At 54.5% G+C, this 13141-nt stretch carries 10 protein-coding genes; 5 read left to right on the forward strand and 5 right to left on the reverse strand.

The annotated features are described in order from the left end of the window. Positions 1-149: 149 nt before the first annotated feature. Positions 150-1145 carry a quinone oxidoreductase gene (locus FAZ14_RS05900; RefSeq protein WP_016940518.1) on the reverse strand — a complete coding sequence of 332 codons (996 nt, stop codon included), beginning with the start codon at positions 1143-1145 and terminating at the stop codon, positions 150-152. 123 nt (positions 1146-1268) lie between these two features. On the opposite strand from FAZ14_RS05900, the gene dnaB reads away from it, so the two are divergent. Together dnaB and alr are read left to right on the forward strand one after the other, a co-directional pair. Then, entirely contained in the window at positions 1269-2672 is a 1404-nt protein-coding gene (gene dnaB / locus FAZ14_RS05905) for a replicative DNA helicase (RefSeq protein WP_016940519.1), read from the forward strand. Between the two features lie 34 nt (positions 2673-2706). Next, a complete protein-coding gene (gene alr, locus FAZ14_RS05910; protein WP_153508211.1) occupies positions 2707-3783 on the forward strand; it encodes an alanine racemase in 1077 nt (358 codons plus the stop codon). Positions 3784-3984: 201 nt separating this feature from the next. Here the strand turns inward: alr and bhsA are convergent, their stop codons facing one another. The 3 genes from bhsA to FAZ14_RS05925 form a co-directional block, all read right to left on the reverse strand. After that, on the reverse strand, positions 3985-4233 hold the full coding sequence (bhsA, locus tag FAZ14_RS05915) for a multiple stress resistance protein BhsA (RefSeq protein ID WP_016940522.1): 249 nt from the start codon (positions 4231-4233) through the stop codon (positions 3985-3987). A 243-nt stretch (positions 4234-4476) separates the two neighbouring features. Next, positions 4477-5244 (reverse strand): transporter substrate-binding domain-containing protein, encoded by a 768-nt coding sequence (locus tag FAZ14_RS05920; protein WP_029456189.1) that lies wholly within the window; start codon positions 5242-5244, stop codon positions 4477-4479. A gap of 804 nt (positions 5245-6048) precedes the next feature. Continuing rightward, positions 6049-7422, reverse strand: coding sequence for an amino acid permease (locus FAZ14_RS05925; protein ID WP_153508212.1), 1374 nt, complete (start codon positions 7420-7422; stop codon positions 6049-6051). A gap of 371 nt (positions 7423-7793) precedes the next feature. Here FAZ14_RS05925 and FAZ14_RS05930 point away from each other — a divergent pair, with 371 nt between their 5' ends. The 3 genes from FAZ14_RS05930 to FAZ14_RS05940 all read left to right on the forward strand — a co-directional run bounded on the left by FAZ14_RS05930 (position 7794) and on the right by FAZ14_RS05940 (position 10368). After that, positions 7794-8270 (forward strand): Lrp/AsnC family transcriptional regulator, encoded by a 477-nt coding sequence (locus FAZ14_RS05930; RefSeq protein ID WP_016940523.1) that lies wholly within the window; start codon positions 7794-7796, stop codon positions 8268-8270. A gap of 249 nt (positions 8271-8519) precedes the next feature. Next, positions 8520-9134 (forward strand): YitT family protein, encoded by a 615-nt coding sequence (locus tag FAZ14_RS05935; protein WP_038926666.1) that lies wholly within the window; start codon positions 8520-8522, stop codon positions 9132-9134. A gap of 40 nt (positions 9135-9174) precedes the next feature. Beyond that, positions 9175-10368, forward strand: a complete 1194-nt coding sequence (locus FAZ14_RS05940; protein WP_029456193.1) for an amino acid aminotransferase — start codon at positions 9175-9177, stop codon at positions 10366-10368. Between the two features lie 382 nt (positions 10369-10750). On the opposite strand, the gene FAZ14_RS05945 is transcribed toward FAZ14_RS05940, so the two are convergent. Then, positions 10751-12424, reverse strand: coding sequence for a methyl-accepting chemotaxis protein (locus tag FAZ14_RS05945; protein WP_153508213.1), 1674 nt, complete (start codon positions 12422-12424; stop codon positions 10751-10753). Positions 12425-13141: the final 717 nt, after the last annotated feature.

A 13141-nucleotide genomic window follows, 5' to 3' on the forward strand; every position in this document is an offset into this window, starting at 1 on the left:
AGCCTTATGGCGTTTACTGTCTGTGCACAAACACCGGCTCTTACCGGGCCGGTGTTTGTCCTGCCTGAATCGCAATCCCCCCTGACACGCTCAAGCGTCTATGCCCTCACACGCCAGGGGAAGTACCGCGACCTGCCACAGCACGCTGATTACGCGCTGTAACCCGGAATCAACAGGCATGAGCCTTGCGTCGTGCGACTTTCCAGCGCACGGTGTGCGGACTGCGCATCTTCCAGCGCGAATTTCTGGCTCTCCGGCACCGTCACATTGATGGCACCACTGGCAATCAGCCCAAACAGCTCACGGCTGGCGAGCTCCAGCTCCTCGCGGTTGGTGATATAGCTAAACAGCGACGGACGGGTGACATACAGCGACCCTTTCTGGTTGAGGATACCGAGATTAACCCCGGTCACCGGGCCGGACGCGTTGCCGAAGCTCACCATTAACCCGCGCCGTTTCAGACAGTTCAGCGAAGCCTCCCAGGTGTCCTTACCGACCGAGTCATACACCACCGACACTTTCTCTTCGTGCGTTAATTCCAGCACCCGCTGGACGATATCTTCCCGGCGATAATTGATGGTGGCCCAGGCCCCAGCCTGTTTTGCCAGTTCCGCCTTCTCGTCAGAGCCGACGGTACCGATTAATTTCGCGCCCAGGGCTTTCGCCCACTGACAGGCGATAAGCCCAACGCCGCCCGCTGCCGCGTGGAATAAAAACACCTCACCCGGTTTCACGTCATAGGTCTGACGCAGCAGGTAATGCACGGTCAATCCTTTCAGGAATGACGCCGCCGCCTGCTCGAAGCTGATGTTATCCGGCAACAGCGCGACTTTGTCCGCCGGGACGTTATGCCGCTCGCTATACGCCCCCAATGCCGACTGGGCATACACCACACGATCGCCCACCTTCAGGTGTGTGACGTTCGCCCCGGCTTTCACCACCACGCCAGCCGCTTCGGTTCCCAATCCCGAGGGGAACGACGGCGGTGAGTACAACCCGGCACGAAAGTAGGTATCAATGAAGTTGATGCCAATGGCGTGGTTTTGCACCTGAACCTCGTTAAGACCCGGCTCGCGCGGTGTGTAATCCACATACTCCAGCACCCCCGGCCCGCCGTGGTCGCTGAACTGAATACGTTTAGCCATGGTGAATCTCCTCGCTCTACTCGTGAGTGCCCGCAGATATCATCGGACGATATGTCATTCTGTATTTAGGATATACAATGCTCCCACACCTTAAGCTAAATCAACCCGTAAAGAACGCGTTTCATGGCAGAAAAAAAACCAACTAAACCGGCAGAATCCCGCGACCGTCAGGTAGAAGGGCTAAAACTTCCGCCCCATTCCATCGAAGCGGAACAGTCGGTGCTAGGGGGGTTGATGCTCGATAACGAGCGTTGGGACAACGTTGCCGAGCGCGTCAGTACCAACGACTTTTTCAACCGCGCCCATCGGCTCATCTTCAACGAGATGCAGCGCCTGCTGGAGATGAGCAAGCCCATTGACCTGATCACCCTGTCAGAGTCACTGGAGCAAAAAGGCGAGCTGGAATCCGCAGGCGGGTTCGCCTACCTGGCGGAAATGGCGAAAAACACCCCCAGCGCGGCGAATATCGGCGCTTATGCCGACATCGTGCGTGAGCGTGCGGTGGTGCGAGAGATGATCGCTGTCGCCAATGAAATCGCCGACGCAGGTTATGATCCGCAAGGCCGCAGCAGTGAAGAACTGCTGGATCTGGCCGAATCACGCGTGTTTCAAATCGCGGAAAACCGCGCCAGCAAAGATGAAGGCCCCAAAAGTATCGACCGCATTCTGGAAGATACCGTGTCGCGCATCGAGCAGCTTTATCAGCGCCCGCACGACGGCGTTACCGGTGTTTCCAGCGGCTATCAGGACCTGGACAAGAAAACCGCCGGGTTGCAGAAATCAGACCTGATTATCGTGGCAGCACGTCCTTCCATGGGGAAAACCACTTTCGCCATGAACCTGTGCGAAAACGCCGCCATGACACAGGAAAAGCCGGTGCTGATCTTCAGTCTGGAGATGCCCGGCGAACAAATCATGATGCGTATGCTGGCCTCGCTGTCACGCGTCGACCAAACCCGCATTCGTACCGGTCAGCTCGACGACGAGGACTGGGCGCGCATTTCCAGCACCATGGGGTTGCTGCTGGAAAAACGCAACATGTACATCGATGATTCATCCGGCCTGACCCCTACCGAAGTACGCTCCCGCGCCCGCCGGGTATTCCGCGAGCACGACGGCCTGAGCCTTATCATGATCGACTACCTGCAATTGATGCGGGTTCCTTCCTTGTCGGACAACCGAACGCTGGAGATTGCCGAAATTTCCCGTTCACTCAAAGCGTTGGCAAAAGAATTGCAAGTACCGGTCATCGCGCTGTCGCAGCTCAACCGTAGTCTGGAGCAGCGGGCAGATAAACGCCCGGTTAACTCCGACTTGCGTGAATCCGGCTCTATCGAGCAGGACGCTGACCTGATCATGTTTATCTATCGTGACGAGGTCTATCACGAAAACAGCGATTTGAAAGGCATCGCGGAAATTATTATAGGTAAGCAGCGTAACGGGCCGATCGGCACCGTTCGCCTGACCTTTAACGGGCAGTGGTCACGTTTCGACAATTACGCCGGACCACAATACGATGATGAATAAATATGATGACGAATAAACGCACTAAGGACTTAGCATGAAAACGGCAACGGCCGTCATTGATCGTCAGGCTTTGCGCCACAATCTGCAACGTATCCGACAGATGGCACCACAAAGTCGATTGATCGCCATCGTCAAAGCCAACGCTTACGGGCACGGCGCACTGGAAGCCGCCCGCGCCTTTTCCGACGCTGACGGTTACGGCGTCTCCCGCCTTAGCGAAGCGCTGGTACTGCGCGCCGCCGGTATCACCAAACCTATCCTGCTACTGGAAGGCTTCTTTGACGCTGACGAGTTACCGTTGCTGGCCGAACACCAGTTGGAAACCGCAGTACACAGTGAAGAGCAGTTAGCAGCGTTGGAACAGGCGCGCTTGCCGCACCCGCTGACGGTCTGGATGAAGCTCGACACTGGCATGCACCGTCTTGGCGTATTACCGGAACACGCCGACGCGTTTTATACCCGACTGTGCGCCTGCACCAGCGTGGTGCAACCGGTGAACATCATGAGTCACTTTTGCCGCGCCGATGAACCCGAGATCGATACCACCCAACGCCAGCTCGACTGCTTTGATGCCTTTGTACAAGGCAAGCCGGGCCGTCAGTCCATCGCCGCCTCCGGCGGTATCCTGCTGTGGCCACAGGCGCACCGGGATCAAATCCGTCCCGGCATTATCCAGTACGGTATTTCACCGCTGGCGCAAGGCGATGCCAGCCAGTGGCAGCTTAAACCCGCGATGACATTGACCTCACAGCTGATTGCGGTACGCGAACACCACGCCGGTGAACCGGTGGGATACGGCAGCAACTGGGTCAGCCCACGTGACACCCGCCTTGGGGTGGTCGCCATCGGCTACGGCGACGGCTATCCGCGTGATGCCAAAAACGGTACACCGGTGTGGGTAAATGGCCGTGAAGTCCCGCTCTCTGGTCGGGTTTCGATGGATATGCTCACCGTCGACCTGGGGCCGGACGCGAAAGACAAGGTGGGTGATGAAGTGATTTTATGGGGCGGCCCGCTGGCGGTAGAACAGGTCGCGGCCTACAACGGCATCAGCGCCTATGAGCTGATCACCCGTCTGACCGCCCGTACTCAACTGGAGTACATCGGTTAGTACATCGGCTCACCGCCTTTCCTGATCAGCACTATCCTCGATCAGTACTATTTGATCAGTACTATTCGATCAGCACTAATCCGCAGCTATGCAAAAAGCCCGAACCCTGGATGAACCTGGGTTCGGGCTTTCTCACATCATACTGAACCGTTTACTCATGGCGCGTCAGCCGTTGAACATCAACCACGCACAAGCGAGTGATTAGTTATACAGTTCGGCAACCGCACGCATCTGGTCATCACCAGTCGCAGAGATGATGCGGAAAGATTTGGCACCGGCGGCATCTGCTTTTACTGACAGTTGATGCTGTACATCATCCAGGGTACGACCGGTAACAGACACGGTCCCGATGTCACGGCTCTGCGCTGACTGAACTTCAGTCGCTGCCATAGAACCGAAAGAGATAGTCGCCAGAACAGCAGCTGCAACAACAGTTTTGATTGATTTCATGATAAGCCTCTTCACATTATTCGGGTCGGGAAGGCTTGTTCGCCTTCGATGTGAAGCAGGATAGCGTCGTTAGCAGTCTGTTAAAACCGGGTTAATTTGCCGATATCAATCAAAGAAATTGAATAAAAAAGGCACCAAAAGATAAGCAAAAACGATCTTTTGGTGCGCAATAGCGGATTATTATCCCAAAAAATATGATAAACAATATAGCTTTACGTTACATTACACAGAATACGCAAACTTTTATTCTGCCTTACCCAACCATTCAGAAATGATATTCCGATATTCACCCGTTGATTTAGACAAGTGCAGCCATTGATCCACGTATAACTTCCAGCTCATGTCGTCACGCGGCAGCATGTAGGCTTTCTCGCCATACTGCATCGGTGAAGCGGGATTAACCGCACAGAGTTGCGGATAACGCTTTTGCTGGTACAACGCTTCGGACGCATCGGTAATCATCACATCCGCCTGCTTGTCCACCAGTTGCTGGAAGATGGTCACATTGTCGTGCAGTGCCAGATGGGCATTCGGCAAATGGGCATGTACAAACGCCTCGTTGGTGCCACCCGCCGGTTCGATAACCCGCACCGAGGGCTGATTAATCTGCGCTACCGTCTGGTATTTGTCCTTGTCGTCACAGCGCACCAGCGGGATTTTGCCATCCACATCCAGCGTATTCGAGAAAAAGGCCTTCTTCTGGCGCTCCAGCGTGACAGAAATCCCGCCCATAGCGATATCACACTGGTCGGACTGAAAATCTGGCATCAGGGTTTTCCAGCTGGTTTTCACCCACTCCACCTTCACGCCCAGGCTTTTCGCCAGCGACTGCGCCATCGCAATATCGATACCTTCGTAACCGCCATCCGCCCGCAGCGAGGTATACGGCTTATAGTCCCCGGTGGTACAGACCTTCAGCACCCCACGTTCCTGAACCTGATCAAGATGAGAAGCCGCGCTGGCACTACCGGCCAGCCCCAATAACAACATCAATGAGAACCGTTTTTTCATGAAATTTCCCTGCACGTCACGCCTGTCTGGCAAAACGTCACTGTAGCACGCCATATTCACCAATATCGACGTTGACCCTTTTTTCGCCCCGTTATAACTCGTTGATTTTCAATGATGACAAAGGTGGGTTTTAAAAAAGGGTTCCACGCCCCAAAACACGACTTTCCCTTTCAACATCAAGCCATAAGCGATAAATTGCTACAGTGAACTGCCGTATAGGCAGCTTAGAAATTCATAGTTCCGAAGAGGGGATTTACAGTAAGGTGAACTGCCGCATAGGCAGCTTAGAAATTGTACATTCACTTCGTACTCAAACGGTGCCAGTGAACTGCCGTGTAGGCAGCTTAGAAATGAACATCCTGCAACCCAGCGACATACTTATTGTGAACTGCCGTACAGGCAGCGGTTGGTGGGGTTACTGGCGTTAAAGCTACGCTGAGGTGGGCGACTTCGCCGGATGCACGGCATGGATGCCGTGCAAGCCCATTCCGCGTGAGACAAAAACGCCGGGAGCGTTTTTGAACAGCGTTTACGCTGGCCCGCAGGGCGAGCCCCAGGGATGGGGCGAGTAACCGCGTAATGGGCGGTCCGAACAGCGAAGGCACCGCGTTAGCGGCGTAGTTTAGCCATCAAGCCAGAGGTCAAGGAGAGGTGGCGCTTGCACCTCTCCTTGTCGTGCGTGCGATGATGTGGCAAAGAGGCGACACGGTCTATCCCGCACGAAACCACCCACCACTCCCGCATACATTCGACAAACACATTCGCCAGCAGCACCCCGGCTATTTACCAACAGCCCCTAACACGCTACTCCACCGTCAACACCGCTACCGCCTTTTTACGCTGTTTGATGGCATAACCTGCCCCCAGCGCCAGCAGCCAGAACGGAATCAGCCACACGGAAATCTGAATGCCCGGCGTCATCGCCATGATCACCAGAATCCCGGCCAGAAACAGCAGGCACAGAACGTTGGTCAGCGGGTAGCCCAGGCTTTTGAAGCGGGTTTCCTGATGCGCACGCTGTTTCGCCTGGCGGAATTTCAAATGGGTAATGCTGATCATCGCCCAGTTGATCACCAGTGCAGACACCACCAGCGCCATCAGCAGTTCAAACGCTTTGCCCGGCATCAGGTAGTTGAGCAGCACACACAACGCGGTCGCCAGCGCCGATACCCCCAATGACACCAGCGGAATACCACGGCGGTTGACCGAAAGCAACACACGCGGCGCGTTGCCCTGCTGCGCCAGCCCGAACAGCATGCGGCTATTGCAGTACACACAGCTGTTGTACACCGACAGCGCGGCGGAGAGCACCACCAGATTCAGCACATTCGCCACCAGATTGCTATCCAGCGCGTGGAAAATCAGCACGAACGGGCTGCCGCCTTCCAACACTTTCTGCCACGGATACAGCGACAGCAGTACCGCCAGCGCCCCCACATAAAACAGCAGGATGCGGTAAATCACCTGATTGGTGGCACGTGGAATACTGCGTTGCGGGTCGTCCGCTTCGGCAGCGGTTATTCCCACCAGCTCCAGCCCGCCGAAGGAAAACATGATCACCGCCATCGCCATCACCATGCCGCTGACACCGTTCGGGAAGAAGCCACCGTGCTGCCACAGGTTGGCGACACTGGCATCCGGCCCGCCCGTACCACTCAACAGCAGATAGCCACCAAACACGATCATGCCGATAATCGCCGCCACTTTGATGATGGAAAACCAAAACTCCAGCTCGCCGTAGACCTTCACCGTGCTCAGGTTGATGGCATTAATCGCGACAAAAAACACCGCCGCCGAAACCCAGGTCGGCACACCCGGCCACCAATACTGAATATAGATACCCACGGCGCTCAGTTCCGCCATGCTTACCAGCACATACAGCACCCAGTAATTCCAGCCGGACATAAACCCGGCAAAATGCCCCCAGTAGTGGTTAGCGAAATGGCTAAACGAACCGGCTACCGGCTCTTCCACCACCATTTCCCCCAACTGACGCATAATAAAAAAAGCAATCACGCCCGCAATGGCGTACCCCAGCAGCACCGACGGCCCCGCCATACGAATCGTCTGTGCAATGCCAAGAAACAAGCCGGTCCCGACCGCCCCACCCAGCGCAATCAGCTGGATATGACGGTTCTTCAGCCCGCGTTTCAGTTGGCTGTCTTGTTGTGTGTTCATCACCCTGTCTCCCAGAAAGTGGGTTAATTGTTATCACTGTCGTCACACAAGGAGCAATTATCAGGCCAACCCCCACACCGTTTACCCGCAAGGCGTGTTTAAGGTACTTAACAAACTGAATCAATTTAGAAAAAATCATCCATTCACACTTCTCGCAACAAAACGGTCACTGCGTTTATTCAGCGCAAGAAACTGGCAAAACTCGCATGCAACCGACAAAATACCGGGCATTCATACACAACAACGAACCGGAATGGTGCAAACACTTAGCCAGAAAAACGTGCTGGCGGCATAAGATGTCAAACAACGAACTTCCTGAAGTGAAAAAAGCTGATAGTCTGTAGGTTTTATGCTTCTGGCAAGGCAGGGCTATGTACAACATTGATGATTTTGATTTGAAGATCCTCACATTGCTGCAGGCAAACGGACGCCTGACTAATCAGGAGCTCAGCGATCTGGTTGGGTTATCGGCCTCACAGTGCTCCCGTCGTCGTATCGCCCTCGAACAGGCGCAACTGATTCTCGGCTATCACGCCCGGCTGGCTCCCGATGCGGTTGGGCTGGAAGTCATGAGCCTGATTGAAGTGCGGCTTATCAATCACACGCAGGAATGTGTCGAGAGCTTCCACCAGATGCTCGGCGAAGTAGACGCCATTATCGATGCCTACAAAACCACCGGTGACGCCGATTACATGCTCAAAGTGGCGGTAGCGGATTTGCACGGCCTGAGTGCGCTCATCAGCGAAATTCTGGCGCGCAATAAAAGCGTGGCGCACCTGAAAACCTCCGTGGTGCTCAACCGCCTGAAAGAGAATGGATTAATGGCTCCGGCCGTCTCAGCGCTCTGATTCAGTGCACACCGTGCTTCATTATGGTGCAGGACGGCATACCCCTGCATCATCTCACCGTAAATTGCACGATATCCACACAAATAACACCCATCACGCACGATACGTGTAAAAATTTTCGTTTAATGCTTTCAATACGTTAACGTGATTACGGCGTAAAAAAACAACCGTGGGCGGCGTGCTCCATGCCATCTGGTGTGCTTTTTGCTTGAAAAGACAGGTGTTCCTTCTTTTATCAGGCACGTTTCCATGGATAACGTCATTACACCACAACCCGTTTCACACTCGCTGCTGGAAGACGTTCTGGCGCTACTTATCGGCACCCTGATGGTGTCTTTCGGGGTGATTCTGCTGCGTCAGGCGGGCGCACTCACCGGCGGCACGGCTGGCATGGCTTTTCTTTTGCACTACGCGACCCATATCTCGTTTGGCACCGCGTTCTTCCTGCTGAACCTGCCGTTTTATTACCTCGCTATTCGGCGCATGGGCTGGGCATTTACCGTTAAAACCTTCTGCGCGGTGGCGATGGTCTCGCTGTTTTCCGACCTGCACCCGCTCTTCATCCATTTTGACCACCTGCAACCGGTTTACGCCACGCTGTTTGGCAACCTGATCATGGGGCTGGGGTTTATCGTGCTGTTTCGCCACCGTGCCAGTCTGGGTGGAGTGAATATTCTGGCGCTCTATTTACAGGATAAAAGTGGAATCCGCGCCGGAAAATTCCAGATGGCGGTAGACGTGACCATTGTGCTGGCTTCCCTGTTCGTGGTAAGCATACCCATGCTGATCGCATCGGTAGTAGGGGCGGCGGCGCTGAATCTGATTATTGCCATGAATCATCGCCCCGGCCGTTATATCGCCTAGCGAACAGCCTGACTTTTTATACCTGAGGAGAGTGACCAACGTGTTCCAGAATGTCGACGCCTATGCTGGCGACCCTATCCTGTCCCTGATGGAAAAATTCAAGCAGGATCCCCGTACTGATAAAGTCAACCTCAGTATCGGGTTGTATTACGACGGTCAAGGCGTCATTCCTCAGTTGCAGGCGGTCAACGCCGCAGAAACCCAGTTGCAGGCAGAGCCGCAACACGCGTCGGTTTACCTGCCAATGGAAGGTCTGGCCGCTTACCGCAGCGCGGTACAAACGCTGCTGTTCGGCGAGCACCACCCGGCGCTGACCGCCCAGCGTGTCGCCACCATCCAGACTCTGGGCGGCTCTGGCGCGCTGAAAGTGGGGGCCGATTTCCTCAAACGCTATTTCCCGGACTCCGAAGTCTGGGTCAGCGACCCGACCTGGGAAAACCACATCGCGATTTTCTCCGGTGCCGGTTTTCAGGTGCATACCTACCCGTACTTTGATGCCGACACGCTGGGCGTCAACGTAGAAGGGATGATTAGCGCGCTGAAACAGCTGCCGCCGCGCAGCATCGTGCTACTGCACCCCTGCTGCCACAACCCGACCGGCTCAGACCTGACCCACGCTGAGTGGGACCGCGTCATCGAAGTGCTGATCAAAGGCGAGCTGGTGCCGTTTCTGGATATCGCTTATCAGGGCTTTGGTGGCGGCATGGACGACGATGCCTACGCCATTCGCGCCATCGCCAGTGCGGGCCTGCCAGCACTGGTCAGCAACTCGTTTTCTAAAATATTCTCGCTGTATGGCGAGCGTGTCGGCGGCTTGTCCGTCGTGTGTGAAGACCAGGACGCCGCCAGCCGCGTACTGGGGCAGTTGAAAGCTACCGTACGCCGCAACTACTCCAGCCCGCCGAACTTCGGCGCACAGGTGGTATCACGCGTACTGAACGACAGCACCCTCAACGCCAGCTGGCACGCAGAAGTGGAAGCGATGCGCCTGCGTATTCAGGAAATGCGCCAGACGCTGGTGGACGAACTGAAAAAAGCGCTACCGGAGCGTAACTTTGACTACCTGCTGACCCAACGCGGCATGTTCAGCTACACCGGCTTTAGCGCCGTACAGGTAGACCGCCTGCGCGAAGAGTTCGGCGTGTATCTCATCGCCAGCGGCCGTGTCTGCATCGCCGGGTTAAACCATCACAACGTACAGCGCGTCGCTGCTGCCTTCGCCGCCGTACAGTAAGTTATTCCTTTCACTTTTTTACGCCCTTTCCCCCAGCTGGTAACGGTTGGGGGATTTTTTTATTCCTGTGCAGGAAACGGCTATGCCCGCCGGGGATGGGCTATTGGCAACAGCCGAGGTGCTGCTGGCGAATGTGTTTGTTGAATGTATGTGGGGGCGGTGGGTGGTTTCGTGCGGGATAGACCGTGTCGCTTCTTTGCCACATCATCGCACGCACGACAAGGAGAGGTGCAAGCGCCACCTCTCCTTGACCTCTGGCTTAATGGCTAAACTACGCCGCTGACGCGGTGCCTTCGGTGTCGGCGTGATGCGGTTAATAACGCACGAAACCCTCACTCTACCGATAATCCTCACTATCTAACGCCCGGGAAAGGGCAACCTGTCAAAACGACGCCCAATCACTATTGCTGCTACCTGCCGCCGCCGTGGCCCGCTTTTCCGGCAACGCCGGAGATAGCACCGCTGGCTGACGGGCTGGTGGCGTTGTGCCGCTGTTGCCCTGCGTCGTCAGGCGAAACGCGCTGACGGCTTCAGCCAGCAAGGAGGCCTGAGACTGCAACGACAGCGCGGCAGAGGCCGACTCTTCCACCAACGCGGCATTCTGCTGGGTGGTCGTGTCAATCTGCCCGACGGCGATGTTGATTTGGCTCATGCCGTCGCTCTGCTCATGGCTCGCCTGCGAGATCTCGTTGATGATGCTGTTCACATCATTGACGTGGCTGGTCAGGTCAGTCAGGGTGGATTCGGCGTTATCCACCAGCTCCATCCCTTCCTGCACTTTGTCGACCGAATCATCAATCAGCTCCTTGATCTCTTTGGCGGCGGTAGCACTGCGTTGCGCCAGAGAACGCACTTCACCCGCGACCACAGCAAACCCACGCCCTTGTTCGCCAGCACGTGCGGCTTCCACCGCCGCATTCAACGCCAGAATGTTGGTCTGAAAGGCAATACCGTCGATAACGCCGATGATCTCCGCCATGCGCATTGAGGATTCACGAATCCCGCGCATTTTATGGGTGACGGACAGCATCACTTCGCCACTACGGTGCGCGGCGGAGGATGCCAGATTGGCTATCGAGGTGGCCTGGTGTGTGTTATCGGCGGTGTTTTTGATGGTGGAGACCAGCTCTTCCATTGACGCCGCCGTTTGTTCCAGCGAACTGGCCTGCTCTTCGGTGCGCGAAGAGAGATCCTGATTACCGGCGGCGATTTGCGAGGCGGCGGTGGAGATAGCTTCCGCACCGTCACGCACCTGGCCGACAATCTGGCGCAGGCTGGCATTCATGTGATCCAGTGCCTGCAACAGTAACCCGGTTTCATCTTTACGGCTGGAAGAAATCTGTGCGGTGAGGTCGCCTTGCGAGACACGGTCTGCCATCAACAGTGCCTGCTGAATCGGCTGGGTCACGCTGCGGGTTATCGCCATCGCCACCCAGATGCTCAGCAGCACGCCCGCCGCCAGAATCGTCAGCAATACCAGCCGAATATCGTGGTACGTGGCAGACATGGCATCCACGGTGCTCATCATGGCGTTGTCCTGATAATCCACCAGTTGGCGTACCGTATTACGGTATTCCCGCTGTGCCGGATTCAGGTGCTGGTTAAATTCATCCAGCGCTTCTTCGCGGTTATTGGCTTTCACCAGTGCCACCATTTTTTGTCCCGACTCCAGAAACTGTGCCCGGATACGCCGGATATCACCAATCAGTTGCTGAATTTTCGCGTTATTGGATTCACTGGCTTCTTTTTCCAACGCATTCATCAACCGGGTAATTTCTTTTGAAACCGGTGCAATTTGATCGGATACCGCTTTGATACGGTCATCACCCGAAACCAGCAGTAATTGCTGGAAAATTCGCACCCCTTCATTCACATTTTCGATCAGGGCGTTGGCATCAACGGTTTGGGGATAAATCTCTTGTACAATGTTACGTGCATCATCATGAAACGTTGACAGCTTCGCCATTGATAACATGCCCACAAACACCAGCATGACCGCCAGGACGGCAAAACCGGCTCCGAGCCGATACCCGATTCGCCAATCAGATAAACGCATATTCCGCTCCTCATTCCTTTATTAAGAACACAATGTCATAACCATGACTTTTTCAGAGGCAAACACAGAACTGCGGCTAAAACAGGTATCTCGTCCGTTACTGTCATTAATCGTGATAAGAGAAAAGCAACAACCAGGCAAATATCTCAGCCAGTCATCACGATGAAATATTTCTCATCCCCTTTCCGGCGATAAAAAGCATTTCTTTTCCACAGTGAGTAAAACACGAACATTAAAAAAAGAGATTTAAAAGTATTCCAGGAACACGGATTCGAGATCATCACTACCTGTCGCCATTGAGTACGCTCTGGTCTGCACCCTGACCCGTTATCGGTCTTTTCATTCTATCAACCTTTACAAGTTGATCGATAAAAACATTCAAACAATGACTATAAATAGACACTTCCTATTGATTTTTATTTATTGATCGGAAATAGCAACAAAAAAGTAACAAAAATGTTAAGGATAAAACGGAAGAAGCGTGTCGGAGAAGTAGTGTGCGCAGCGGTGAGCATCCAGTCAGAAAAAGAGGGGAAGAGAGGCCTTCCTCTGTAAAAATAACCGATTGTCTGCAATGGCCGGATGCATCAATCACGGTAAATAAATCATGCTGATGCTGTCATTACGACCAGAGTTGTTGCTGATAACCACTGCAAACCAGACTGATATTAACTACATTAATTAATAGCAAGTTAATTAAATGCCTACCTGTGGTGG

The sequence above is a fragment of the Dickeya oryzae genome, from assembly GCF_009372235.1.
GTDB lineage: Bacteria > Pseudomonadota > Gammaproteobacteria > Enterobacterales > Enterobacteriaceae > Dickeya > Dickeya oryzae.

Excerpts from the sequence above, each read along its gene's own strand:
- FAZ14_RS05900 (WP_016940518.1), bottom strand. The coding sequence starts at position 1,145 with ATGGCTAAACGTATTCAGTTCAGCGACCACGGCGGGCCGGGGGTGCTG.
- dnaB (WP_016940519.1), top strand. The coding sequence starts at position 1,269 with ATGGCAGAAAAAAAACCAACTAAACCGGCAGAATCCCGCGACCGTCAG.
- alr (WP_153508211.1), top strand. The coding sequence starts at position 2,707 with ATGAAAACGGCAACGGCCGTCATTGATCGTCAGGCTTTGCGCCACAAT.
- bhsA (WP_016940522.1), bottom strand. The coding sequence starts at position 4,233 with ATGAAATCAATCAAAACTGTTGTTGCAGCTGCTGTTCTGGCGACTATC.
- FAZ14_RS05920 (WP_029456189.1), bottom strand. The coding sequence starts at position 5,244 with ATGAAAAAACGGTTCTCATTGATGTTGTTATTGGGGCTGGCCGGTAGT.
- FAZ14_RS05925 (WP_153508212.1), bottom strand. The coding sequence starts at position 7,422 with ATGAACACACAACAAGACAGCCAACTGAAACGCGGGCTGAAGAACCGT.
- FAZ14_RS05930 (WP_016940523.1), top strand. The coding sequence starts at position 7,794 with ATGTACAACATTGATGATTTTGATTTGAAGATCCTCACATTGCTGCAG.
- FAZ14_RS05935 (WP_038926666.1), top strand. The coding sequence starts at position 8,520 with ATGGATAACGTCATTACACCACAACCCGTTTCACACTCGCTGCTGGAA.
- FAZ14_RS05945 (WP_153508213.1), bottom strand. The coding sequence starts at position 12,424 with ATGCGTTTATCTGATTGGCGAATCGGGTATCGGCTCGGAGCCGGTTTT.